The sequence below is a fragment of the Pseudomonas sp. ATCC PTA-122608 genome (genome assembly GCF_001952855.1).
Classification (GTDB): Bacteria; Pseudomonadota; Gammaproteobacteria; order Pseudomonadales; family Pseudomonadaceae; genus Aquipseudomonas.
In genome coordinates this window covers 371,571-397,639 of sequence record NZ_LPNO01000001.1, presented here as the reverse complement: position 1 = coordinate 397,639, position 26,069 = coordinate 371,571, and the positions used below count along the sequence as shown (strand labels likewise).

General features: G+C 62.8%; 18 protein-coding genes. 9 read left to right on the top strand and 9 right to left on the bottom strand.

Features of this window, described 5'->3' with window-relative positions:
* Positions 1-107 precede the first annotated feature (107 nt).
* The 4 genes from AU074_RS01885 (at position 108) to AU074_RS01870 (ending at position 4,624) form a co-directional block, all read left to right on the top strand.
* Positions 108-875: a DeoR/GlpR family DNA-binding transcription regulator gene (locus AU074_RS01885; protein ID WP_076013256.1), complete on the top strand. Its 768-nt coding sequence runs from the start codon at positions 108-110 to the stop codon at positions 873-875.
* 10 nt (positions 876-885) lie between these two features.
* A complete protein-coding gene (gene glmS, locus AU074_RS01880) occupies positions 886-2,718 on the top strand; it encodes a glutamine--fructose-6-phosphate transaminase (isomerizing) (protein WP_076013255.1) in 1,833 nt (610 codons plus the stop codon).
* A gap of 161 nt (positions 2,719-2,879) precedes the next feature.
* On the top strand, positions 2,880-3,461 hold the full coding sequence (locus AU074_RS01875) for a LemA family protein (RefSeq protein WP_076013254.1): 582 nt from the start codon (positions 2,880-2,882) through the stop codon (positions 3,459-3,461).
* Positions 3,458-4,624 carry a hypothetical protein gene (locus tag AU074_RS01870; RefSeq protein ID WP_076013253.1) on the top strand — a complete coding sequence of 389 codons (1,167 nt, stop codon included), beginning with the start codon at positions 3,458-3,460 and terminating at the stop codon, positions 4,622-4,624. Before AU074_RS01875 ends, AU074_RS01870 begins: the two co-directional genes overlap by 4 nt.
* Here AU074_RS01870 and pbpC read toward each other — a convergent pair whose 3' ends face one another.
* The 3 genes from pbpC to AU074_RS01855 all read right to left on the bottom strand — a co-directional run bounded on the left by pbpC (position 4,625) and on the right by AU074_RS01855 (position 13,456).
* Positions 4,625-6,922 (bottom strand): penicillin-binding protein 1C, encoded by a 2,298-nt coding sequence (gene pbpC, locus AU074_RS01865; protein ID WP_076013252.1) that lies wholly within the window; start codon positions 6,920-6,922, stop codon positions 4,625-4,627.
* Entirely contained in the window at positions 6,903-12,746 is a 5,844-nt protein-coding gene (locus tag AU074_RS01860) for an alpha-2-macroglobulin (protein ID WP_076013358.1), read from the bottom strand. The genes pbpC and AU074_RS01860 overlap by 20 nt, the downstream gene beginning before the upstream one ends.
* A gap of 80 nt (positions 12,747-12,826) precedes the next feature.
* A complete protein-coding gene (locus AU074_RS01855; protein WP_076013251.1) occupies positions 12,827-13,456 on the bottom strand; it encodes a LysE family translocator in 630 nt (209 codons plus the stop codon).
* Positions 13,457-13,592: 136 nt separating this feature from the next.
* Between AU074_RS01855 and AU074_RS01850 the strand changes: the two genes are divergently transcribed.
* On the top strand, positions 13,593-14,075 hold the full coding sequence (locus AU074_RS01850; protein ID WP_017477877.1) for an Lrp/AsnC family transcriptional regulator: 483 nt from the start codon (positions 13,593-13,595) through the stop codon (positions 14,073-14,075).
* A 254-nt stretch (positions 14,076-14,329) separates the two neighbouring features.
* Here AU074_RS01850 and AU074_RS01845 read toward each other — a convergent pair whose 3' ends face one another.
* Genes AU074_RS01845 through AU074_RS01820 form a run of 6 tightly spaced genes read right to left on the bottom strand, consistent with a single transcriptional unit; the run spans position 14,330 to position 20,014 of the window.
* Complete coding sequence (locus tag AU074_RS01845) at positions 14,330-15,262, bottom strand: phosphatidate cytidylyltransferase (protein ID WP_076013250.1); 933 nt, start codon at positions 15,260-15,262, stop codon at positions 14,330-14,332.
* 1 nt (position 15,263) lies between these two features.
* Entirely contained in the window at positions 15,264-15,884 is a 621-nt protein-coding gene (locus AU074_RS01840) for a 1-acyl-sn-glycerol-3-phosphate acyltransferase (RefSeq protein ID WP_076013249.1), read from the bottom strand.
* Positions 15,885-15,893: 9 nt separating this feature from the next.
* Positions 15,894-16,337, bottom strand: coding sequence for a hypothetical protein (locus AU074_RS01835; protein WP_076013248.1), 444 nt, complete (start codon positions 16,335-16,337; stop codon positions 15,894-15,896).
* Complete coding sequence (locus tag AU074_RS01830) at positions 16,327-17,625, bottom strand: phosphatase PAP2/dual specificity phosphatase family protein (protein ID WP_076013247.1); 1,299 nt, start codon at positions 17,623-17,625, stop codon at positions 16,327-16,329. Before AU074_RS01830 ends, AU074_RS01835 begins: the two co-directional genes overlap by 11 nt.
* A gap of 3 nt (positions 17,626-17,628) precedes the next feature.
* Positions 17,629-19,383, bottom strand: a complete 1,755-nt coding sequence (locus AU074_RS01825; protein ID WP_076013246.1) for a bifunctional alpha/beta hydrolase/class I SAM-dependent methyltransferase — start codon at positions 19,381-19,383, stop codon at positions 17,629-17,631.
* Positions 19,384-19,393: 10 nt separating this feature from the next.
* Complete coding sequence (locus AU074_RS01820) at positions 19,394-20,014, bottom strand: CDP-alcohol phosphatidyltransferase family protein (protein WP_076013245.1); 621 nt, start codon at positions 20,012-20,014, stop codon at positions 19,394-19,396.
* A 184-nt stretch (positions 20,015-20,198) separates the two neighbouring features.
* On the opposite strand from AU074_RS01820, the gene hflK (AU074_RS01815) reads away from it, so the two are divergent.
* From hflK (AU074_RS01815) to AU074_RS01800, 4 genes are read left to right on the top strand one after another with little or no spacing between them, the layout of a single operon-like run.
* A complete protein-coding gene (gene hflK / locus AU074_RS01815) occupies positions 20,199-22,130 on the top strand; it encodes a protease modulator HflK (RefSeq protein WP_076013244.1) in 1,932 nt (643 codons plus the stop codon).
* Between the two features lie 9 nt (positions 22,131-22,139).
* A complete protein-coding gene (gene hflC, locus AU074_RS01810) occupies positions 22,140-23,138 on the top strand; it encodes a protease modulator HflC (protein ID WP_173860313.1) in 999 nt (332 codons plus the stop codon).
* On the top strand, positions 23,135-24,169 hold the full coding sequence (hflK, locus tag AU074_RS01805) for a protease modulator HflK (RefSeq protein ID WP_063033768.1): 1,035 nt from the start codon (positions 23,135-23,137) through the stop codon (positions 24,167-24,169). The genes hflC and hflK (AU074_RS01805) overlap by 4 nt, the downstream gene beginning before the upstream one ends.
* Positions 24,166-26,061, top strand: coding sequence for a cation-translocating P-type ATPase (locus AU074_RS01800; protein ID WP_076013242.1), 1,896 nt, complete (start codon positions 24,166-24,168; stop codon positions 26,059-26,061). Before hflK (AU074_RS01805) ends, AU074_RS01800 begins: the two co-directional genes overlap by 4 nt.
* The last annotated feature ends 8 nt before the right edge of the window (positions 26,062-26,069 follow it).

Genomic DNA, 26,069 nt, shown 5'->3' with positions numbered 1-26,069 from the left:
CATTTTTATCTGTGTTGATTCAAAAAACTCAGTCGCATGCTTGACCATTTTGAGTGAATAGGTTTTGATTGCCTTCGTTATCTTTCGAAACGAAACTTATCATTACCATGTCGAAACGAAATACACCCCAACGTCGCCATAACATCCTTGCCCTGCTCACCGAGCAAGGCGAAGTCAGTGTGGACGAATTGGCCAAGCGTTTCGAAACCTCGGAAGTGACCATCCGCAAGGACCTGGCCGCCCTCGAAAGTAACGGCCTGTTGCTGCGTCGCTACGGCGGCGCCATCACCATGCCCCAGGAACTGGTCGGCGACCCGGCCCAGCCCATTTCGGCCTACAAGCGCGCCATCGCCCGTGCGGCCGTCAGGCGTTTGCGGGAACACGCACGCATCATCATCGACAGCGGCAGTACCACCGCCGCCATGATCCCCGAACTGGGCCACCAGCCCGGCCTGGTGGTGATGACCAACTCCCTGCACGTGGCCAGCGCCTTGAGCGACCTGGAGCATGAGCCGGTGCTGTTGATGACCGGCGGCACCTGGGACCCGCATTCGGACTCGTTCCAGGGCCAGGTTGCCGAGCAAGTGCTGCGTTCCTACGATTTCGACCAGCTCTTTATCGGTGCCGATGGCATCGACCTGGAGCGCGGCACCACCACCTTCAACGAATTGCTGGGACTGAGCCGCGTCATGGCCGAGGTCGCCCGCGAAGTGGTGGTGATGGTCGAGTCCGACAAGATTGGCCGCAAAATCCCCAACCTGGAACTGCCCTGGGGCAGCGTCCATACCCTTATTACCGATGATCGCCTGCCGCTTGAGGCCCGCGACCAGATTCAAGCCCGCGGCATCACGCTGATTTGCGCGGCAGTCATCTAGGAGAGAAACCATGTGTGGAATTGTTGGCGCAGTCGCTGAACGAAACGTCACCGCCATTTTGCTCGAAGGCCTCAAACGCCTGGAATACCGTGGCTACGACAGCGCCGGCGTGGCGCTTTTCACCAACGTCGGCAAACTTGAGCGCATGCGTCGCCCAGGTAAGGTCAGCGAACTGGAGCAGGCATTGGCCGGTGAGCCGCTGGTAGGCCGCCTGGGGATCGCCCACACCCGCTGGGCCACCCATGGCGCACCGTGCGAACGCAACGCCCACCCGCACTTCTCCGGTGACCTGGCGGTTGTGCACAACGGCATCATCGAAAACCACGAAGTGCTGCGTGAACAGCTGAAGGGCCTGGGTTATGTCTTCACCTCGGACACCGACACCGAAGTCATCGCCCACCTGCTGAACCACAAGCTCAAGGACCTCGGCGATCTGACCATCGCCCTCAAGGCCACCGTCAAGGAACTGCACGGCGCCTATGGCCTGGCCGTGATCAGCGCCAGCCAGCCCGACCGCCTGGTCGCCGCCCGCAGTGGCAGCCCGTTGGTGATCGGCCTGGGCCTGGGCGAGAACTTCCTCGCCTCCGACCAACTGGCCCTGCGCCAGGTGACCGACCGCTTCATGTACCTGGAAGAAGGCGATATCGCCGAGATCCGCCGTGAAAGCGTGTCCATCTGGGACGTCAACGGCCAGTCCGTGGAACGTGAAGCCGTGCAGTACCGCGACGGTGCCGAAGCCGCCGACAAGGGCGAGTACCGCCACTTCATGCTCAAGGAAATCCACGAGCAACCGGCCGTGGTGCAACGCACCCTGGAAGGCCGCCTGAGCCAGAACCAGGTATTGGTGCAAGCCTTCGGCCCGCAAGCCGCCGAGCTGTTCGCCAAAGTGCGTAACGTGCAAATCGTCGCCTGCGGCACCAGCTACCACGCCGGCATGGTTGCCCGTTACTGGCTCGAAGAACTGGCCGGCATCCCGTGCCAGGTCGAAGTTGCCAGCGAATTCCGCTACCGCAAGGTGGTGGTGCAGGCCGACACCCTGTTCGTGACCATCTCCCAGTCCGGCGAAACCGCCGACACCCTGGCCGCCCTGCGCAATGCCAAGGAACTGGGCTTCCTCGGCAGCCTGGCGATCTGCAACGTCGGCATCAGCTCCCTGGTGCGCGAATCCGACCTGACCTTGCTGACCCAGGCCGGTCGCGAAATCGGCGTGGCCTCCACCAAAGCCTTTACCACCCAGTTGGTCGGCCTATTGCTGCTGACCCTGTCCCTGGGCCAGGTTCGCGGCACCCTGGGCGAAGGCGTCGAGGCGCACCTGGTTGAAGAACTGCGCCGCCTGCCGGCCCGCCTGGGCGAAGCGTTGGCTATGGACAGCACGGTGGAAAAAGTCGCCGAGCTGTTCGCCGATAAGCACCACACCCTGTTCCTCGGCCGTGGCGCGCAATACCCGGTGGCGATGGAAGGTTCGCTCAAGCTCAAGGAAATCTCCTACATCCACGCCGAAGCCTACCCGGCCGGTGAGCTGAAGCACGGCCCGTTGGCCCTGGTGGATGACGACATGCCAGTCGTTACCGTCGCGCCGAACAACGAACTGCTGGAGAAGCTCAAATCCAACCTGCAGGAAGTGCGCGCCCGTGGCGGCCAATTGATCGTGTTCGCCGATGAAAAGGCCGGCATGACCAATGGCGAAGGCACCCACGTCATCAACATGCCGCACATCCACGACACCCTGTCGCCGATCCTCTACACCATCCCGCTGCAGTTGCTGTCGTACTACGTCGCCGTGCTCAAGGGCACTGACGTTGACCAGCCGCGCAACCTGGCGAAGTCGGTGACGGTGGAATAAGCCTCACCAGAACCAGCAAAACCCCCGTTCTTCGGGGGTTTTGCTTTTTCAGGCTACCGAACATCGGCTCTTGCCGTTTCTGTGGACTAATTCCGGGAGTATTCCCCCGCTTTACCCCTAGAATGCGCCCTGTGGATAACTAGCCAGGGAATGCCGTCACCATGAACATCGAACTGCTGATCGCCGGTATCGTCGTGCTGATTATTGTCGTCGGCCTGGTCGGCTGGCTGGTGGGGGTCTACAACGGCCTGGTGATGCGCCGCAACGATGTGGATAAAGCCTTTGCCAACATCGACGTGTTGCTCAAGCAACGGGCGGACCAGATTCCCGACCTGATGCGCGTGGTGCAAGCCGCCATGAACCATGAGAATGCGCTGTTCACCCGCCTCAGCGACGCCCGCACCGCGTACCTCAACGCCAGCAGCCTCACCGATAAGGTCGATGCCTCCAACCAGCTCAATACGGCACTCAAGTCGGTGATTGCGGTGGCCGAGAATTATCCGACGCTGATCTCCGGCCCCAACATGGTGGAGTTGCAGCAGGCGATTTCGGCGGTGGAAGAACGTATCGCCGACCGCCGCGAGTTCTTCAATGAGTCGGTCAACCTCTACAACATCGCCATCGCGATTTTCCCTGATCTGTTCTTCGCAAAAATGCTCGGCTACCAGCGCATCCCGCTGCTGGCCATCAGTGCCGAAGAAACCCGCTACGAAGGCGTGAAGCTTGAGGTGCCGGGAGCATGAAAACCACTCAGGCGGGTGTTGTCGCGAAAAAGCCGGCGTGGAAAACCCTAGTGGCGCTGATCTTTCTCGCCGGCTTCATCGGCCTGATGGTTTACGCCCCGACGATCCTGGTTGCGCTGTTTTTCCCCGTCTGCATTTTGATTGGCTTGCTGGCCAGCTTCGGCCCCAACTTCTATCGCACCGAACAACGCCTGGCCACCAGCCAGATACGCTCATTGGCCATGGGCCTGGTTGAAGTGAACGGCAAGGTGATCGTCGACGCACCGCTGATCTCCCCGGTCAACGGCAAGCCTTGTGCGGGTTATGTGTGGATCATCGAAGAAGGCACCAAAGACAAGGACGGCGACTGGAGCTGGAGCCAGGTCTCAGCCGAGGCTCGCTGCAATGACTTCCGCCTGCAGGACGCCACCGGAGAAGTGACGGTGATTGCCGAAGGCATCGACCTGTTCGGCAAGAAGCGTCCTGGCGACCATGAGTGGATCAGCAACTTCCGCCGCCAGGGCGAACTGCTACTCACCCAGGATATGCAGGTGATGCTGATTGGCGACGCCTGCGAAAGTGAGGGCAAGACGGTGATTGCCCAGGGCCGGCAACGTGATGCGGTGTTCGGCCTGGCTGAAACCAAGGATGTGGAGAACCGCCGTGTGCTGGCGCCGCTGTGGCGCGCCGGTGGTTTCTACGCGGTGGTGGTGGGCTTGATCGGTGTTGGCATCATGGCCATGACCCCGGAACATTTTGCCCAACTGCATTTGCCCGGCCCCGCCACCTACCAGCAAATGGCGGAGCTGAATCCGGCCTATCGTTTTCTGGCCTGGTTGTACCGTGACAATGGTTTCGTGATTCCCTTCATGGCGGCTTTTGGCTTCTTGCTGACAATGTTTGTGGTGTTGCTCGCGCTGCGGCTGTTGCTGCCCAAGGGCATGCGCCTGGCGGTGGGCCGTGTGCTGGGCGCCTGGATGGGCCTGGGCATGGTGATTGGCGGCGTAGTGACGTTGCTGCTGGTGGTGGCTCAGGTGGACACCATGAAGGTGTTCCTGGTGTGGATGATGATTCTGCTGGGCACCCTGGTGTTTTCGATCTTTGAGCAACGCAAGCTAGGGATGGCGTACAAGCATTTCGCAAAAGATGCCGACACCGCCGGTTTAGGCGACGAAGATCCCTGATCAGGGCACAAACTCCACCTTCAGTCCCCGGCTGGCACTGCGGCCCTGATCATCAGTGACCCGCAACCGATACTCCCCCGATTTACCCGGCCGCCAGTTCAGCGTGGTTTGCGGCGGGCCCTGGCCGATCAGGGTCTGGTCGGCAAACCAATACAGCGTCAGTGCATCACTGGCGGCGTTGGCGTTCAGCGGAATGCTTTCCTGGGGCTGTGACAGGCGCAGGTGATAACTGACCTGAGTCAGCGGCGAGCGAATCTGCGGCGCCTCGCTCTGGTCGCCGATGCGATTGGGTTGGCAACTTTTCTGCACATTGGGCGGCGTGCGCCGGGGCAGGCCGGCGGCGCGGAACAGCCGCTGCACATCGCTGGGCCAGAATTCGAAGACTTCTTCACGGGTGTATTGCGGGTCGAACGGCGGGCACGCGGCCTTGCCGGTGCGGGTGTCGATCAGCACCGGGCGGTGCAGGTTGGACACGCGAATCGGTGACACGCCGGGGATGTACCAGGTCTTGCGGGTACGTGGGCACCATCGGTTGGGCAACTCGCCGGAGGCCGCGCAAACGTCGATGCGGATCAGCCCGGCGGGGGGCTTGTCGGGTTTGATCACCACGTTCGGCAAGGCCAGGGGCAGGGCGTCGGCGATGCGGAAGAACAGCGGTGCCGCGGTTTTCGCGCCGATAAATTCCGGATTCGGACGACCGTCGAAGTTACCGACCCACACCACCAGCACATACGGGCCTACGAGGCCGGCGCTCCACGCATCGTGAAAGCCCCATGAGGTGCCGGTCTTCCAGGCCGTGCGCCAATGGCGTCCCGGCAGCCCGTCCGGGCGCGGGTTGCGACGCAACATGTCGCGCACCATAAACGCAGCCTGTGGTGTGAGTAGCTGGGCGCCGGTGGTTTGCGGTTGCTCCTGCAAATAGCGCAAGGGTCGCAAATGCCCATCACCTGCGAGCATCACGTACAGCCGCGCCAGCTCCTCGGGCGTCATCTCGCCGCCGCCCAGAGCCAGCGCCAAGCCGTAGTGGCTTTCGCCCCGCAGGCCCTTGATCCCGGCCCTTTGCAGTAATCCGTAGAGTGACGGCGAGCGGGTTTGGCTGGCGAGCCACACCGCCGGGATGTTGCGGCTGCGGATAAGCGCATCGCGGGCTGTCACCGGTCCGACAAAACTGCCGTCGAAATTTTCCGGCTGGAAGTAGCCGAAGTTACTCGGCATATCCTTGAGGATGCTCATGGGGTGGATCACCCCTTGGTCCAACGCCAGCCCATACAGGAATGGCTTGAGCGTAGAGCCGGGCGAGCGCCGCGACAACACGCCGTTGACCTGGCCGTGGATGCCTGTGGATAAGTAATCCGCCGAGCCCACCAGGGCTTTTACGCTCTGGTCGCGGCTGTCGATCAGAATCGCCGTGGCGTTTTCCACACCGCTGCTGCGGCGCTCGGCGATGAAGCCGGTGATCAGGCGTTCCAGCAATTGTTGCAGCGGCAGATTGAGGGTGCTGTTCAGCTCAGTGCCGGTTTGCGATGCCAGCAATTGTTCGCTCAAGTGCGGTGCCAGAAACGGGATCTGCTGGCGGTTGCGGGCTTCCAGCGGCAGGTCCAGCAAGCTGTCGTTACGCGGGTCTTGTGGATAAGTTTCCCGCCAGTCCGCCATCAGCCGTTGCCGAGCGGTTTGCAGCGATGGCCCGAAGCGCGCGCGGCGGCCAGGCTGCTGCGGAATCACTGCCAGCGCCAGCGCTTCAGACAAGGACAATTGCGCCGCCGACTTGCCGAAATAAATCCGGCTGGCCGCCTCGGCACCTTCGATATTGCCGCCCATGGGGGCCAGGTTGAGGTAGGCCTCGAGAATGTCGTGCTTGCTGTAACGCGCCTCCAGCCACAACGCCAAGGCCACTTGCTGCAGCTTGCCGGGTACCTGGCGGGTATTGAGATCCCACAGGCGCCTGGCCAACTGCATGCTCAGGGTCGAGCCGCCCTGGCGCTGGCCGCCGCTATAGGTGGCCATGGCCGCCCGCAGCAACGCCGGGGGATTGATCCCCGGGTGCCAGTAGAAATTGCGGTCTTCCTTGAGCAGCAACGCCTCCACCAGTGACGGAGAAATCCGTTCCAGGGGTAGCCACAGGCGATATTGCCCGTCAGCCGCCAGGGTCATGCGCAGCAGCGAACCGTCATCGGCCAGCACCACCCGTGAGGAGGTGGCTGCCTGTTCCAGCGGCGCGTGGGGCCACAACCGTAGCCCCGCCAGAATCAACGCCGCTGCCAGCAGCGGCGTCAGGCTTTTAAGGCTTGGTAATTTCAAGCTGGCCTACTTTGCCGCGTCCTTGCAGGGTGGTTTCGTACATGCCCTCGGCGTAGGCCGGTGGCGTATTGAAGGTACCGGCGTTGGTGGCGCGCACGCGGTACACGAAGGTGCCTACATCCCGCAGCGCGGTGCCGTACAACACCACTCGGTCATCACGCACATCGACGTAGTCCGGTTGCCAGTTGCTCAAGTCGGTCTCGCCGATCGGAGCCTGCCAGGCATCGGCTTCCTCGGTGTCTTCGCTGGTTTCAACGTACTCCGAATCGTCGCCTTCGCTTTCCTCGCTGCTGGCCGCTTCCGGCTCCGGCGGCAAGTTATACACAGGCTCGACACCACCCGGCAGCAAGTCGACCACGGCCACTTGTTGCACCTGATCACGGTCGGTGGCCCGCAAGCGCAGGCGCACCAGGAACTCGTCACCTACCGCGACCTTGCTGACTGGGTTGCCTTTGAGGTCGAGGTATTCGTGGATGATTTCCAGGCCGCTGTTGATCGGCTTGAGGTTGGCGCCCTTGTCATAGCCGGCTTCGCTCAGCATGTAGAACGCCGCCGGGCCGTCGGATTTTTCCATCTGCAGTTTTTGCGTACCGGCAGGCACCGCCGCACGTGGCGGCTGGCCGGCCATCTGCAACAGCTGTTGCTGCTTGTCGCTGAGCCATGCGGTGGCCTTGAGGGTCATGTCGCTTTGGGCGCGCTGGCCATAGTTGTCCAGGGCCCGCAGCAACAGTGCCGCCGACAGCGAGTTGTAGCGTTGCTCGTTGAGGCGCTTGCCGAGTTTATCCAGCAGGCTTGCTGGCACATCGTCGAGCATTTCCGGGAAGTGCCGCGCGAGCAAATGCAGGTGCTCGGCGTCGTGCACCAGCGGGTCGTAATACAGGCCGTCGCTGTTCCATTTATCCGACAGGGAAAGCCACGGCACCTTGCGGAACAGTGTCTCGGCCTGACGATCCTGCTTGAGCAACTTGTAACTGGCGGCGAGGTACGCGGCGCCAATGTCGTTCTGCCAGGTGTCCTTGAAGTAGCTCTCGTAGCGTTCGCGGATATCGCTCAAGGCACCACTCACCAGAATCCCCTGACGGCTCAGGAGGTAACTGGCATAGGCGCGGTTGCGCAGTTCCGACAGACCTTCGCTCGGGCCGTTGGCCAGATCGGTGAGGTACGCGTTGGAACGTTGCAACAGGTCTTCCGGTACCGGCAGCCCGCGCTCCCTGGCTTCGATCAGGAAGTCGGTGGCATACAGGCTGGCGTATGGCGCCACGTCCGGGTTGGCCGCCCACAAGCCGAAACCACCGGCCTGGTTCTGCCGCTGACGCAGCATGCGCACCGCGCCGCTGAAGGCCTGCTCGGCCTCCGGCGCGTTACCGCCCCAGATCAACGCCGGCATGGCCTTGGACACCAATTGCTCGGTGCAGGCGTAGCCGTAGTCATCCAGGTAATGCTTGAGGCCGTTGGCCCAGACCAGCGGCGAAGCGGCGACGCCCAATTGCACATCGCGCAACTGCCCGAACAGATCGCGGGTCGGTTTCAGCTCTTTGCTGGCGCTGTCGAAACGGCCCAGGCTCAGGGCCACCCGATGTTCGCTCAATGGCCGGATCGACGTGGTTTCCGCCACCTGGATACGCTTGCCATCCGGCAGCACCGCGACGAAGCGCAAGTCTGCCGAGCCGAGGTTTTCACCCACCTTGATCTTGAATTCGGCGACGCCTTCCTTGCGCGGTTGCAGCGCCAGAGTGCTGCCCTTGTCGCCTTGCACCTGCAGGCCATTGCTGGTCTGCACTTCAAACTTCACGTCCGCCGCTGCGTCCAGGTTGCTGAACACCCCGGCGCTGACGCTGAACACATCACCCGGCGCGACAAAAGCCGGCACGTTCGGCGTGATCACCAGCGGCCCGCGCACTTCGGTGTTGGCCTCGCTGACGCCCACGCTGTCGCTGTCCACCGCGACTGCAAACAGGTGCAGCTTGCCGTTGAAGCTGTCCGGAACCTGGTAGTGCAGCACGGTTTCACCGGCTGGCAAGTCCACCAAGCCAGACCACCAGGCCACAGGCGGCTGATGTTTACGCTTGAAGGGGTTGAGGTGGTTGGCCAGGGCGCCTTCGGTATCACCACCCGGCGCTGCCCCACTGAGCAGGCGGCTGAATTCCGGCAGGATCAGGTCAAGAATCTGACTGGTACCAACCTCCAGCGCACGCTTCTGGAAGAAGAAGCCCAGCGGGTCCGGCGGCTGGTAGCGCGCCACTTGCAGAATGCCTTCGTCCACCGCGTAGACCACTGCGCGGCCAGGGCGGTCGGCGTTGACCTTGATATCCAGGGTCTGCCCCGGCTCGATTTTCGCCGGGCCTTCGACTTTCAGCGCCATGCGCCGCGCATCCAGGTTGATGCTGAACGGCACCACGCCGTAGGACAGCGGGCTCATGTAAACCTCGGACGAGCCGATGTCCCGCACGAACTGCACATTGACGTAGGCATTGCCCTCAAGCCCCGCAGGAACGCGGATATGTTGCACGCTGTTGGTGCTGTCGGCCTTGAACCACTGCTGGGTATAGACCTTGTCCCGCTCGATGGTGATCAACCCGGCACCGGTGTACGGCGCACGAATGCTGATGGCGATCTCATCACCGGTGGCGTAGCTGCGTTTATCCAGGCGCAGTTGCAGCTCGGCGTTACGCTCCAGGGAGCGCGAGGTGTTGCCCCGGCCGGCGACGCTGTAGTCGATCTGGTTCAGCAGGTTGCCGTTGGCGTCCTTGAGTTGCAGGGTGAAATCGCCCGGGGTACCGGTGTTCAGGGTTTGCTTGGCGCCGTCTTTGGTCATCACCACCGGCGAGGCCGGCTGGCTGATGTTCTTGATGCGCGACTCGTATTTGTAGGTGCCGTTGGATTGCTTCACCAGCACCGAGACGTAGCGGTGTTCGACCACTTCACTGGTCAGGCCGTCCACGGCGACTGGCGTGAGGTCTGGCGCCACGGCCAGCCATTGCACCTGGCGCGGCGCGTCCTTGGCGACGAAGGACAGCGAATCCTGGCTCTTCACACCCACCAGGTACGGCGCTGCCGACACCAGCAACGCGCTTTGTGCGGCGACGTTGCGACCGCCTTCGGCTTCGTAGACCTGGGTCATCACTTGCAGGCGGTAGGTGCTGTTGGCGAAGCGTTGCAGGTTCAGGTCCAGCACCGCTTGGCCGTTATCGTCGACGGTGGTTTCGGCCAAGTCTTCGGAACTGGCTTCTTCCAGCGAGTCATTCAGGCGGAAGCGGTAATCCGGGTAGCGATCAAAGGCCGCGAGCGTTGGGCTCAGGGACATTTTTGCCGTGACGCGACGGCCCGCCGCCGGAGCGCCGAACAAGTGCATCGCGGTGACCTTGGCCACCACCTGGTCCGGCGGGATCCAGCCCAGCACCGGGGTGTCGTGCAAGCTCAGGCTGACTTTCATCCGGTCCGGTTCAAAATCGCGAACCTTGAAGCTGACGCTGCCCAGGTCAGTGCGTCGCTGCTTCTCACCGATCAGTTGCAGGGTCGCCGTGTAATCGCCAGATGGCGCCACTTCGCTGCTTGGGAAGTCGAAGGTTTCAAAACCGCTGGCCGACAGTTTCAATGGCTGGCGAATCACCTCAAGACCACGTGGGTCGGTGATCTGCAGCTCAACCGGCAGGCCTTGCAGGGCGCCTTTCCAGTCGCCGCTGCGCACGATCATGCCCAGGTGCGCGGTCTCGCCGGGCCGGTACAGGCCGCGGTCGGTAAACAGGTAGGCGCTGAGACGATTGATCGCACCGTCTTCTTCCAGGCCACCTACATCAAAGCGCGACAAATCCAGCTGCTGGGACTGACGGGCAATCGGCAGGAACGATTGGTCATTGCCGCGACTGACCACATACATCAATGGCGTTTTCTCACGGCGCAGTTCATCCAGCTTGGCAAAGTGCGCGTGGCCTTCGCCGTCGGTATGGCCGCTGGCGACCGGCAAGCCGTTGCGGCCGATGATATCGACCTGGGCGTCGGATACCGGCGAGCCGTTGCCGATGGACTGCACATACACATCATGGCTGCCATCGCTGGAGCGCTTGGCGATGATGCCCAAGTCGGTGACCACGATGAAACGCAGGTCGCTGGTGGTGTTGCGCGAGTAGTCGAAGGTGCGATCGGCCGGGTCGTCCTGTGGGCTCAGCTTGAGCACGAAAATGCCCCGGCGGCCGCCGTTGGCCGTCAGGTAGCTGCTCAGGTCGACGTTGTCGTAGACGGTTTTTGACGGGTCGCCAGCCGACAGCGGAATGTCCAGGCTCTGACGTTCCACCATCCGGTCGAAGTAATCATTGGCAAAATTCGGTCGGGCAAAGCTGCCGCTGCTCTGGTCCACCAGGTGTTGCAACTGGTTGGGCAGCAGGCGGGCGATTTCCACATGGGCGCCGGGAATGCCACGGGCCATGAAGCCCAGGCGTTTTTCGCCGGTAAGGCTAAGCAGGGCGCCGTCGGACAGGAACTGCAGCGTGCGCGGATAAGCCGGCATGCTCACGAGGGAGGCTGTCGGATTTTTCGCCAGGTAGCCGCCGATGGCTTCCAGGTTGGCCGGTACCCGCACATACAGGGCGCGGTCCGGCGGGGCCTTGAACTTGAAGGCGTGCAGGGTATTCAGCGGTTCGACGCTCGGCACGTGGGTCAGCTTGACCTTGGTGCTGCTGGCCAGCAGCTTGTCGTCGATGTCTTGCAGGTTCCAGGGGCGGGTATCGTCCTCGGCTTTTTCCGGCAGCATCCAGGCCTGCACCTTGTTGGCGATGGTCTCGTCGGCCACCGCGCTGGAGCTGCTGAACATCAACACCGGCTCGGGCTCGCCGCGCTCGTTGTCGACAAAGCTGACTTCGGCGCCGGTAAAGGTCAGGCGATAGCGGCCGGGCACGGTGACTTCGGCCACCAACGGTGCAGTGCTGGCGTTGCCGCCGTCACGGGCTTTGAGGCCTTCATCGAGCTTGGCGCTGACCGGGGTGCTTTCCAGCGGAGTGGCCAGGGCGGCGGAGCGTACAAAAGCGTTGAGCTTGTGCTCGTCGAAGGTGACTTCCGGACGGTTGGGCAGTTGCGCGTCGCGGTAGGCCAGGCCTTTGCCGAGGGTTACCGAGGCGCGCTTGCGTACGCTGTCTTCATCTACCGGGTGGGAAAAGTGGAAGGTCGCTACCAGCTGTTTCTGCGTCGGGTTGCTCGGGTCTTGGTACAACTCGTTTTGCGTCAACGTCGCGCGGAACGGCTGGGTGGAGAATTGGCTGGTGTACTGGCTGAGCAGTACGCCGTCGGCCAACAGGTTCTTCTTAGCCAGGTCGATGGAGTAATGAGCATCGACGGGCCAATCTTTTTCCGGGGTGAACACCAGGCTGCGGTCGTCCGACCAGCGCCAGGTACCCGCAATGGTCGGCTTGAGCGTGATGCCTTCGGTGACCGGTTTGCCAATCGCTGCAAGGGGTGCCACGGATTCGGCGAAGCGTACCTGCAAGTTATCCACAACCGGCTGCGGCTGGGTGTAATCCGTCAGGTTGGGTTTGTGCAGCGAATAGCCCACGGTATGGGGTTGCGGCAGGTGGGAATACCAGTGCCAGCCATAGACGCCTGCGGCCACCAGCAACACCAGGGCCAGCACGCCACCTGCGGCCTGGCGCGGATACGCCCGGGCCTTATGGCCGACGTTGACCAAGCCGTTGCCGGTGGCTTGCAGCCAACGCGGCGGTTGCCACTGGCCGAACAGGCTGCGCGCCAGCCATCGCACGGCGCGGAACACAACACTCACCACTGAGATCAAGGCCACGAAAAAACGGCGGCTGGTCGCTTTTAACGAATCAAACATGGTGAGCATCCCTGGCAATGTGTCGCGTATCTTACACATCTCTTTAATACAAAAGATGACGGCAAAACACGTCGTTTTGCTCAGGCTTGCTGTACGAAGGTGAGGCGTATAGCAAAACCGATCAAAAGACTGCCAAACAGCCATTGTTGCAGGCGTTGGGCGGACGGGCTGCGCTGCAGCCAGCGGCCGATTCTGGCGCCGGCCAGGCCGTAGCAACTGTCGAATGCCAGGCCGACGGCCACCAGAATTATGCCCAACATTGCGAACTGCGCCGTCACCGAAGCGCCGTGTGGATCAATGAACTGCGGCAGCAATACGGAGCAGAACAGCAACGCCTTGGGGTTGAGCAGGTTGGTCAGCAGGCCGCGTTGAAAGGCTTCGCGCCAGGCATGGGCCGGTGCCGGGCCGTTTTGGGTATTCAGGTTGGGCAGCAGGTTGGAGCGCAAGCACTGCACACCGATCCACAGCAGATACGCCGCACCGCCCAGGCGCACCACATCGAAAGTCCAGGGTGCGACCTTGAACAACGTCGCCAGGCCCATCCCGGCCAGTGCCACGTGGCAGGCCCGCGCCAGCCCCAAACCTGCTGCGGTTGCCAGCGCCATCGCCTTGCCCTGGCGGGCGCCGGTTTGCAGCAGCAGGATCATGTCCGGGCCGGGCAACAGGTACACCACTGCCAGCGCGACTAAAAACAACCAGAGTTCTGCCATGTGCCTGCCCCTTGCGGTACGTGATTCGTAGGGCAATTTTAGAGGTGAAGGCCGGGGCAGGTGCTTGCGTAGTTAACCGGAAAGGCGTCTAGTTTTGGCACAATCTGCCACTTTTACCGGGCGAAACACCTCACTTATGCCAAATCTTAAACTGGATGCGTTTGACCGCAAGATTCTTGAGGCCCTGCAACGAGACGGCCGCTTGAGCAACGTGCAACTGGCGGATGAGATTGGCTTGTCGGCCTCGCCCTGTTTGCGCCGGGTGCGGTTGTTGGAGGAGGCCGGGGTGATTCGGGGTTACCAGGCAAGTCTCGATCGGGATGAAGTCGGGTTGGGGCTGACGGTGTTTGTCGGGGTCAAAGTGGAGCGGCATAACGACGAACAGGCAGAGGCGTTTCGATTGGCAGTGACCGCGTTGCCCCAGGTGATTTCGGCGTTTCTGGTGTCGGGGGAATCGGATTTCCTGCTGCAAGTAGTGGTGCCGGATTTGCGCGGGTATGAGCGGTTCCTGACCGGGAGTTTGTTGAAGTTGCCGGGGGTGAGTGATATCCGCAGCAACTTTGCGATTCAAACGGTGAAGACCCCGGGGGCGTTACCGTTGGGGCATCTTCCCGGCTAGATCGTTCCCACGCTCCGCGTGGGAATGCCGCCCTGGACGCTCCGCGTCCGCTCTTAACGTCGTGACGCGGAGCGTCACCGGATGCATTCCCACGCAGAGCGTGGGAACGATCAGACTCCCCTCCCTTCGTAGCAGCTGTCGAGCTTTAGCGAGGCTGCGTAGGGCGCGACTGGGTCTGAGGTCGGTGGTGCGGCCGACGCAGCCTCGCTGGAGCTCGACAGCTGCTACGGGGGAGAAGGTCATGGAGTGAGGTTTCAAGTCCACCAGTAGCGTACGAGATGAAATAAAATCGGCGCGGCAAAACACACCGAGTCCAGCCGGTCCAGCATCCCGCCGTGGCCTTCGATCATGTGCCCCCAATCTTTCACGCCGCGATCGCGCTTGATTGCCGACATTACGATCCCGCCCGCAAACCCCAGCAGGTTGATCAGCAGCGCAATCAGGAACGACTGCCAGGGATTGAACGGTGTGGTCCACCACAGCGCTGCGCCGATCAGCGACGACAGCAAAATCCCGCCAACAAACCCTTCCACCGTTTTCGACGGCGACAAATTGGGCGCGATCTTGTGTTTGCCGAACAGCTTGCCGCACACGTACTGCAAGACGTCCGACAGCTGCACCACGATCACCAGGTAGGCGATCAGCAGCAGGTTGCGGCCTTCGTAGCCGACGATGTCCAGGGTCAGCAGCGCCGGCACGAACGACACGCAGAACACCGCGATCATCAGCCCCCATTGCACTTTCGACGCCCGTTCCAGGAAGTGCGTGCTGTCACCGCCCAATGAAGCAAGGATCGGCAGCAGCAGGAACACGTACACCGGGATGAAGATCGAGAACAGCCCGTACCAGTCGAAGTAGATCAGCAGGTATTGCAGCGGCAGCGCCAGGTAGAAAGCCGCCACCAGCGCCGGGTAATCACTGCGACGGGTCGGCGTCAGCGTGAGGAATTCCCGCAGCGCATAGAACGACACGGCGTAGAACAGCAGGATCACCGCGCCGGTGCCGAGCCAGAAGGCCACGCCGATCACCACCACCATCACCCACCAGGCATTGATGCGGGCGTTGAGGTTGTCGATCACCGCGTTAGGTGCGCCACGGGTGCGCAGTTTGAGGATCAGGCCGATCAGCGAGGCGTGCACCAGGATCGCGCCGATCCCGCCGAACAACATCAGGGTTTGGCTATCCATGTCAGGAATGCTCCGGGGCGAGGGCGAGCAAGGCGTCGCGGGTGCGGGCGAGGAACAGCGCCTTGTCTTCGCCGTCCTCCAGTTGCAGCGGTGCGCCGAAGCTGGTGGTGCACAGCAAGGGCAGCGGCAGTACGCGGCCCTTGGGCATGACCCGGTTGAGGTTGGCGATCCACACCGGAATCAACTCGGCTTGTGGATAACTCTTGGCCAGGTGATACAGCCCGCTTTTGAACGGCAAAAGTCCGTCTTCCAGGTTGCGCGTGCCCTCGGGGAAGATGATCAGCGAGTCGCCGTTTTCCAGGGCCTGGAGCATCGGTTGCAGGGGGTTATCCACAGGGTCCTTGCGCTCGCGGTCGATCAGTACGCCGTTGAACACCCGGTTGATGATGTAACGGCGCAGGGCGCTTTGATTCCAGTAGTCGCTGCCGGCCACCGGGCGCGTGAATTTACGCAGGTTCTGCGGCAACGATGCCCACAGCAGCACGAAATCGCCGTGGCTGCTGTGGTTGGCGTAGTAGATGCGTTGCACCGGCACGGGCGCGCAGCCAAGCCACAGGCTGCGGGCGCCGGTGACAGTGCGGGCCATGGAGGTAATCAGGGTGGCGACCACAGGTTCGAACATGAGGATTCCTTATCCGGCGAAGGGCAGCCAAGGGCTGGCCAGGATGACGGCCACGGTCAGCAGCACTTGCGCCGCCAGCAGGTAGGCTTGCTTGCGCAACAGTTTCAGGGCGCCGCGACGGCGTTCGGTCCACGGCCGACCCGCGCGTTTGGCGGATTGCAGGCCGAGGGTTTGCATCGCCTGGTCGAAATCGGGCGTGCGCTCGGTATCGCGGGCCAGCAGGGCGAACAGGTCGGCGTCGAAGGCCACCCGCAGCGCCCAGTATTTTTGCAGCAGCCCGAGCACAATCATCCACAGGCTGAGGACCAGGCAGATCGGCGTGATGCTGGCCATCAGCAGTTGCGCCAGGCCGAACAGTACGCCGAGCAAGGTCAGGCCTGTGGATAACTGATCCAGGGAACGGCCACGGCGCAGCAGGCTGGCGACGACCTGTAATTCCATATCAACGGGCATGGGCTAAACCCTCCAGGGCTTCACGGTGAGCGGGATGCAGGACCACACGTGGGCGTGCTGTACGAATAATAGCCACTGCCTCATCGACGTTACGTGCGCGCCCGCTGTGGAGCAGCCATGCGGCCACGGCGGTGGCACTGCGCGAGTAACCCAGGGCGCAGCACACTAGCAATGGGCCGGCTGGGCGCAACCGTTCAATAGCTTGAGCGGCTTCCAGGCATTGCGCAGGAGTGGGCGCTGTCAGGTCGAGCACCGGCAGGCTGTAATAGGCGCGGCCCTGTGGATTAATCGGTAACTCGGCGCAAAGATCGACCACGGCCTTAAATGACCCCAGTTCGCCGCCGGTGGGAATACGCCCGAGCCAAACGTTATCCACAACCTGATCGGGCTGTGGATGTTTACGTGTCCACAGGCGGGAATTGATCCAGGCGGCTATGAGATAAGGCGCCAACAACCAGCGCACCGCCGGGCTGAGTCGTCCATCAGTGCGCTTCTGAAAGCCCGAAACACCCAACACCAGGTAATTCGCCTTAAGCAACCCGAGGGAAACCGCTGGCCAAAGCAGCCACAACCAACCGCCACCGAGGGTAAACGCGAGGATCAAACACACCAAAGCCCCGAAGCCATAGCGCAACCCCAGTCGCCAACGCTGCCGGTCCTTGGTCAGGTGGGCATTCAGCAGCGGGCTCGGATGTTCCAGTGGCCACAGCCACACGCACAGCCAGCCAGCGAGGGCACCTGTGGGTAAGTCGATAAAGTGATGTTGATAAGTGGTCAGTACCGAAAGGCCGATCAACGCAAACCAGCCATGCACCAGCCAACGCCAAAGGCCCTGGCTATGCCGCTGGTACATTATCCACAGCACCACCAGCAGGGCGATGTGCAGCGAGGGTGCCTGGTTGAACGGCTTGTCGAACCCGGCGAGTACCGCAAACAGCCAGCCGAACACGCCGTCCAGTTCCGGCCTTTCGAAGGTGAAGCGCAGTGGCCAGATCAGGAAGCAGGTGACGGCAATCACTTGGGCCGTCAGCAGGCGCAAGGCGTGTTGCTTCAACTCATGGCGGGTGCTGGGCAGCAACAGGGAAAAACCGTAGAGCAGGTCGATCGACCAGTAGGGCACGATGGTCCAGGCCCAGAACGGAATATGGGTTTCCCAGCCGAACACCATCGTGCCCACGTCGCTGCGCTGGCTGGTGACCCATGTAGCAAAGCCGTAGGTGCTGAAAAACAGCGGCGCCAACAGCAGCAGCCACAGCACCGCTGGTTTTAACAGGCCCGGTTCACGCATGGGTCAGACTCGCTGTGCCAGGGACACGCTGAAAATCCCCCACTCATCCACACGCTGGGTGATCTTGCGAAAACCGGCGGCTTCCACCAGTTGGTCCATCTCTGCCTGGCTGCGCCGGCGCATTACCCATGCCTGGCCCTGACGGTGGCTGGTGAGGGCGCGGGCGATCAGTTCCAGTTGCGGGTGCCACGGTTGGCCGGTGTACACCAAATAGCCACCGGGCTCGACGGCCTCGGCCAAACCGGCGAGCGAACCACCGACCATCGCGTTATCCGCGAACAGTTCATACAGCCCGGACACCACCGCCAGCGTCGGCTTGGGCTCCAGCGCTGCCAGGTCCGCCCGGTCAAACGCATCGCCTTTGACGAACTGGGCGATGTCTCCCAGGCCTTTTTCACGAATCAGCGCGCCACCGTCGCGCACGTTGATATCGCTGTAGTCCCGAAGCAGGATCGATTCCGGCAACGGCGAAACGCCCTGCAAGGCTTCCAGAATGTACCGACCATGCCCGGCAGCGATGTCGACGATGCGCACTTCGCGCTGCTCGTCCCGCAGTTTGGCCATCGCCAGGCGCAGCAGCTCTTCCACGTTCAACTTGCGCTGACGAATACCGCGCCAGCCGATGGAGTTGAGGTAATTGGTGTCGATCATCCGCCCCAGCCCGCCTTTGCCGGTGGGTGTGTTGCGGTACACGTAGTCCAGGGTGCTGCCGGAGTCGAAGCCGGTGTCGAAACCGAGCTTCACGCCATCCGACAGTTTGCTGCCCAGGCCCATACTGGCGCGGGTCATGCGCCAGTAGAGGTCGCGCAGGGAGTTGCGTGGCAGCGGCGCGGCCAGGGATTCGGATTCGGCGCAGGTCAGGCCGATCTTGTCGGCATCCAGCAAGGAGGCGCGGTCCAGCGGGTGTTCGAAGTTCTGCAGGATAAAGCGCCGGGCGCTGCTCAAGGCCACGGCGCGGTCACGTTCACCGAGGGTGTCGTGGAAGAAGCCGGGGAGGATGTGCAGTTCTTTTTTCAGGCTGCCCAGGCGGTCGAAAAACTGCTGCTGGGGTTTGCGGTGCACCACAAAGTCCGAGCCGGAGATCAGCAGTTGGGTCGGCACCTGGATTGCCTGGGCATCGGCTACAACCCGGTCGGCGGCTTCGTACAGGCCCTGCAGCACATTTACGGAAATGGCTTTGGTGATCAGCGGATCGCTGTCGTAGGACGCCACGCGCTCCGGGTCATGGCTCAGGAACTTGGCCTTGACGTAACTGTTGACGAAAAAATTGCCGCGAAACTTGCGCATCAGCGCCAGGCCCGGCCGGGCGAAGGGCACGTAGAGCTTGACCTTGAACGCGGGCGAGGCGAGCACCAACGAGCGGATCTTCGGCGCGTAGTCGTGCACCCAAGTGGCCGCGATCACTGCGCCGACGCTCTGGGCGATCACCGCGAGGTTTTCTTCCTCAATGCTGTAGGCGCCGCCGATATGGTCAACGAAGGTCTGCACGTCCCGCGCACTGGTGGCGAAGCTCGGGCTGTCGCCGCGCGCGCCGGGGGATTGGCCGTGGCCACGGGCGTCCCAGGCGAAGAAGTCGAACTCCGGCAGGTTCAGTTCGTCCACCAGGTAGGCGATGCGCCCGGAGTGTTCGTGGCCGCGATGGAACAGCAAAATCGCCTTGCGGGGTGCAAAGCCCGCGGGCGCGGAGGCGGGCCAATGACGGTAGAAAAGCTCCACCCCGTCATGGGTGCTGAAGGTGTGCTCTTGCTGTTCACGCATCGCAAAATCCTTATGCAGAAGGGGAGGTTTGTTGTTCTTTGAGGCCTTGGCGCACGCGGTTGACCAAGGTGTAGGCCAACAAGGCCGCGACCAGCCACATCACCGCATCGACCCAACCGGCACCGAGCCAGCCCAGCGCCACGCCGGTGGCCAGCACCCCGAGCACAAATGCCCGATCGCTCTTGCCCATGGGCCCGTCGTAGCGCCGCGAGGCCCCGACCATCGGCCCGAGCACGCCGGCGTATTCGCTGAACACCGCCAGCAGTGTCACCAGCAACACCGGCGCCAGGCTGACCTCGGGGATCAGCGCAAACGGCAGGATCAGCGCGCTGTCGGCGATCACGTCACACAGTTCATTGAGGTAGGCGCCGAGTCGCGACTGCTGGCCGAATTCCCGGGCGAGCATGCCGTCGATGGCATTGAGGGCCATGCGCAGGATCATCCACAGCGGGATCAGCGCAAACAGCCACACATGCTGGGCGAAGCCGGCAATCAGCAATCCCACCAGCAGGGAAACTACCCCGGCCAGCACGGTGATCTGGTTGGCGGTGGTGCCGTTGTCGTAGAGGCGCTGCACCAGCGGGCGCAGCAGGTTCTGAAAACGCGGTTTAAGCTGATAGATCGAAATCATGGGGAGTGACGCTTCCTTGTCCGTAAGCCCGCGAAAAACTCTGGGGAGTGTGCCGATTTATCACGGCTGAAACCAGTGATGGCTCCTGTTTCTGGGGCTTTCGTCACTATCTGTGTGAAACCAAACAAAAATTTCACGCTTTGGGTTATAGAGTAACTAATTGTTTCTGGGTGGGCGTTTGGGGATGCGAGTGGATTTAGACGCTGATGACGTGGCCATCGAAGGGTTACCGCGGTTTCAGCAAGGGTTGTTTCATGCCCGCCGTCTAAGGCAGGCCGGCATTGGCCTGACGGTGCTGGCGGTCGGCGGCTGGATGCTGGCTCTGTTTGTGGCGCTGTTCGCCCCGCTGTCGATCTGGCCGGTGGTGCTGATCAACTGCGCCTCGGCGTTGCTGGTGCTGGTGGCCGGTATTCAGTCGGCGTGGTGGGTCGCGGATTGGCGGGCTATGGCGCTGGAGGAGCCGGCTGCGCGGCTGATGGAACAGCCACTGCCACAAGAAGAACCTGGCTGGCTTAACCGCCAGTTCGGTCGCGTCGGTAATGGCTTGCTGGTGCAGATTGGCGCACCGGTGTTCTGGCTGTGCGGCTGGTCGTTGCTGGCGCTGTTCAGCGTGCTGGAATTCTGGAGCCTGACCTTGCCCGCTGCGGCGGTGGGCCAGGCTGCCAGTGTCGGCGCGGCCATTGCCTTGGCACTGGCGTTCGGCTTGCTGGTGTTTGAACGGCGCATGGCCCAGGAAAGCACCGCCCAATGGCCGGAAGCCGCGCAACTCGCGCAATTGAGCCGAGTGGCGATTATCTGTCTGGTGATCAGTGCGATTTGTCTGCTGTTTGCCGGTGAAGAATCCGTGTGGCCATTGCGCCTGGCCGTGTTGATCGGCCTGTTGCCGATCCTGGTGGCGCTGGAGTTTCTACTAAGAGGCTTGCTGTCGCTGTTCAGTCCGCGCCAGGAGCGCCTTGAACCGCGCCTGATGGCGCAAAGTTTTATCGCCGGGATGCTGCGCTGGCCGCCGCAACCGTTGCTCGCCTTGCAGCACGAATTGCACAACCGTTTTGGCATCGACCTGCGGCAGATCTGGGCCTTTACCTACATGCGCCGGGCGTTCCTGCCGGTGCTGGTGGTGGTGCTGGCTGTAGGTTGGTTGCTGACCGGTGTGCATGAGGTCGCCCTGCAAAGTCGTGGGATTTATGAACGCTTTGGCAAGCCGGTGGAAGTCTTCGGGCCTGGCCTGCATGCGGGTTTGCCGTGGCCGCTGGGCCGCGTGCGGAACGTGGAAAACGGCGTGGTCCATGAGCTGGCCACCAGCGTTGGCGAAGCGGCTACGCCCGACGTAGCCCCCGCCGAAGGCCCGGCACCGTTGATCGCCAACCGCCTGTGGGATGCGAGCCATGTGAATGACAAATCCCAGGTCATCGCCAGCAGCAGCGGCGACAAGCAGAGCTTCCAGATCGTCAATATGGATGTGCGCTTCGTGTACCGCATCGGCCTGACCGACCAGGCCGCACTCGCCGCCACCTATAACAGTGCCGATGTGCCCACGCTCATCCGCAGCACCGCCAGCCGCATCCTGGTGCACGAATTTGCCTCGCGAACCCTCGACGAATTGCTGGGTGAAGAACGCAACAGCCTCGCTGATGAAATTGGCAAGGCAGTGCAAGCGGACCTGAAGACACTCGACAGCGGCGTGGAAATTCTCGCCACCGTGGTGGAAGCCATTCACCCGCCGTCCGGTGCGGCCAACGCCTATCACGCAGTGCAAGCTGCGCAGATTGGCGCCCAGGCGCTGATTTCACGGGAGCGCGGCGCTGCCAGCGAGCAGACCAACCAGGCATTGCTGCAAGCCAGTACCGCCCGCGACCAGGCCCAGGCCACGGCCCATGAAGTCAGTGCTGGCGCCCAGGCGGCGGACCTGCGTTTCAGCGCCGAACAAAAGGCCTATCAGCAAGCGGGCCAGGCCTTCGTGCTGGAGCAGTACCTGAGCCAACTGAGCCAGGGCCTGGCCCACGCCAAATTACTCATTCTTGATCATCGCCTGGGCGCCAGTGGCGCACCGACCATCGATCTGCGTTCCTTTACCTTACCGGCCGACCCCACGGTACCGCGTAAAGCCGTTCAATAAGGAGTTCATCTGTTGAGCGCTCATTCTCATGATCACGCAGGCCATGGTCACCACCACGGCCACCATCATCACCATCACGGTGATGAACAGGAAGCCGGCCCGTTCCCTTGGCGGCGTATGGGCTGGGCGGTGTTGCTGGTACTGTTCGCCGTCGCCGCGGCGAGCCTGGTGCAGGTGCGTTCCGGTGAAGCCACGGTGATTACCCGCTTCGGCAACCCGTCGCGGGTATTGCTGGAACCGGGCCTGGGCTGGCGCTGGCCGGCGCCGTTCGAAGCGGCGATCCCGGTGGACCTGCGCCTGCGCACCACCTCCAGCGGTTTGCAGGATGTGGGCACCCGCGATGGCCTGCGGATCATCGTGCAGGCCTATGTGGCCTGGCAGGTGCAGGGCGACCCCGACAACGTGCAGCGCTTTATGCGTGCGGTGCAGAACCAGCCGGATGAAGCGGCGCGGCAGATTCGCACCTTTGTCGGCTCGGCGCTGGAAACCACCGCCGCCAGTTTCGACCTGGCTAACCTGGTGAACACCGATGCCAGCCAGGTGCGTATCGCCGATTTTGAAGCGCAACTGCGCCAGCAGATTGATCAACAATTGCTCACCACCTATGGCGTGCGCGTGGTGCAGGTCGGTGTTGAACGGCTGACCTTGCCGTCGGTGACCCTGGCCGCCACTGTCGACCGCATGCGTGCCGAGCGCGAGACCATCGCCACTGAACGCACCGCCGTGGGCAAGCGTGAGGCGGCACAGATTCGTTCGGCTGCCGAGCGTGATGCGCGGATCGTCCAGGCCGACGCCACGGTGAAAGCCGCCGATATCGAAGCGCAATCCCGGGTCGAAGCCGCGCAGATTTATGGCCGTGCCTACGCCGGCAATCCGCAGTTGTACAACCTGCTGCGCTCCCTCGACACCCTCGGCACAGTGGTCACGCCGGGTACCAAAATCATCCTGCGCACCGACGCCGCGCCGTTCCGCGCATTGGTGGACGGGCCGAAGGATGTCCAGCCATGAGTGAGCGGGAAAGCCTCGACAGCCCGTGGATCCAGGCTGGACGGCTGACGTTCCTGGCGCTGTATGCGGTGACGGTATTGGCCGCGCTGGCGTGGGCATTTTCCAACGTGCGGCAGATCGACCCGCAGAACCGCGCCGTGGTGTTGCACTTCGGCGCGCTGGACCGGATTCAGAATGCCGGGCTGCTGCTGGCCTGGCCGCGTCCGTTCGAACAAGTGGTGCTGTTGCCCGCAGCGGACCGCGTGATCGAGCGCCGGGTGGAGAACCTGCTGCGTTCCGACGCGGCCACCCAAGCCGACCGCGTCGCCAGTTTTGCCACGCCGCTGAGCGATGCCCTGGCCGGCTCCGGCTACCTGCTGACCGGTGATGCCGGGGTGGTGCAGCTGGATGTGCGGGTCTTCTATAAGGTCACCGAGCCCTACGCGTTTGTGTTGCAGGGCGATCACGTGCTGCCGGCCTTGGATCGACTGGTCACCCGCAGCGCCGTGGTGCTGACCGCAGCGCGAGACTTGGACACCATTCTGGTGGCGCGCCCCGAGCTGATCGGCGCCGACAACCAGGCTGCCGAACGCCGCGAACGGCTGCGTGGTGATCTGGTGCGAGGCATCAATCAACGCCTGGCTGACCTGACGTCCACCGGCCTTGGCCTGGGCATCGAAGTCACCCGTGTCGACGTGCAATCAAGCCTGCCGGGCCCGGCGGTCAACGCTTTCAACGCGGTGCTGACCGCCAGCCAGCAAGCCGACAAGGCGGTGGCCAATGCGCGCACCGACGCCGAGAAGCTTACCCAGACCGCCAACCAGGACGCCGACCGCGCCGTGCAGGTGGCCCACGCCCAGGCCAGCGAGCGTCTGGCCAATGCCCAAGCGCAAACCGCTACCGTCGCCAGCCTGGCTCAGGTCAAAGACCCCGGCCTGTTGCTGCGCCTGTACCGTGAGCGCCTGCCGAAGATTCTCGGCCAGGCCGGTTCCGTGACTACGGTCGACCCTAAAGACGATTCCCGCCTGATCATTCAGGGAGCCGAACAATGACCGCCCACGCCGCCCCGATGCTTTCATCGGCCGAACAACGCAGCGCCGCCCGGCAACTGACCCTGGCGATGCTCGCCTTGGGCTTGCTCAGCCTGGGCCTGGTATGGCGCTGGCTGGCGCCGGACCAGACCGGCGTCAGCCAACTGCTGCTGGGCGTCGCCTCGTTGCTGGTGGCCGTGCCCGTGATGCGCTCGGCCTGGTACAGCCTGCGTTATCCGAGCCTGCATGGCATCACCGACCAACTGATCGCACTGGCCATGCTCGGCGCCTGGGCTACCGGTGACCTGCTGACCGCGGCACTGCTGCCGATCATCATGATCTTCGGCCATGTGCTGGAAGAGCGCAGCGTCATCGGTTCCCAGGAAGCGATTCATGCCCTGGGCAAATTGACCCGCAGCCATGCGCGCCTGGTGCAGGCTGACGGGACCGTTCTGGAAGTCGACAACGGCATCCTGAAGACCGGCGATATCGTCGAAGTGCGGGCCGGTGACCGGGTGCCCGCCGATGGCGTGGTGCTGTCGGGCCAGGCCAGCCTGGACACTGCGCCGATCACCGGCGAATCAGTGCCGCTTGAGGCCAGTGTTGGCGTGCAGGTGTTTGGTGGCGCGATCAACCTCGACGGCCTGCTGCGCCTGGAAGTGACCCGCACCGGCAATGAGTCGACCCTGGGCAAAGTCATCGCGCTGATGCAGAGCGCCGAACGTTCCAAGCCGCCGATCACTCGATTGCTGGAGCGCTACGCCGGCAGCTACATGGTGCTGGTGTTGTTGCTGGCGGCGGTCACCTGGTTTGTCACCAACGACGCCCAGGCGATGCTCGCGGTGCTGGTGGCGGCGTGCCCGTGTGCATTGGTGTTGTCGGCACCGGCCACGGCGATTGCAGGCATTGCAGTGGCGGCGCGTCACGGCATTCTGATTCGCAGCTCGGCGTTTCTCGAGGAGTTGGCGGACCTGACGTCACTGGTGGTCGACAAGACCGGCACCCTGACGTTTGGCACCCTGCGTTTGCAGTCCATCGACACCCGCGAGCCGGATCGGCAAGTGCTGCTCAACCTTGCGGCCAGCCTCGGCTCGGCCAGCAGCCACCCGGTCAGCCGGGCATTGGCGGGGCTGGCGACTCAGGAACAAATGCTGGTGCTGTCGGATATTCGCGAGCGCCAGGGCCTCGGTGTGGTCGCGCAGACCGGGCAGGGCGAAGCCGCCCTCGGTCGGCCGGAATTGTTTGAGCAATTGGGCATCGCGACCACGGCGGTCCCCAATCACGACGGCCCGATTGCCGGGCTCGCGTTGAACGGGCAATTCCTCGCTTGGCTGCTGCTGGCGGACAGCGTGAAACCTGAAGCCCGCCAGGCCATGAAGGAGCTGCGTGAACTGGGCCTCGGTCGCCAACTGCTGCTGACCGGCGACCGCCAAAGCGTGGCCGACAGCCTGGCGTTGGAAGTGGGCATCAGCGACGTCGAAGCCCAGGCCTTGCCGGAAGACAAGCTCAACCGAGTGCTGGGGGAAATCGGCAGCGGTTTCCGGCCGATGGTGGTGGGCGACGGGATCAACGATTCCCTGGCGCTCAAGGCCGGCGTGGTCGGTGTGGCGATGGGCGCGGGCGGGGCGGATATCGCCCTGGCGTCGGCGGACGTGGTGCTGATCGGCAGCGACCTGCGGCGCTTGGGTACCTGTGTGCGCTTGAGTCGCCAGTGCCGGCACACGCTGCAGGTCAATGTGATCATCGGCCTGGGCTGGACGCTGGCGATCGTGGTGTTCGCCGCATTCGGCTGGTTGGGCGCGGCGGGAGCGATGATTGCGGCGGTGTTGCACAACCTCAGTACGCTGCTGGTGCTGGGCAATGCGGGGCGTCTGTTGCGGTTCCAGGAGCCGTTATTGAAACTAGAGGAATAAATTTTTCA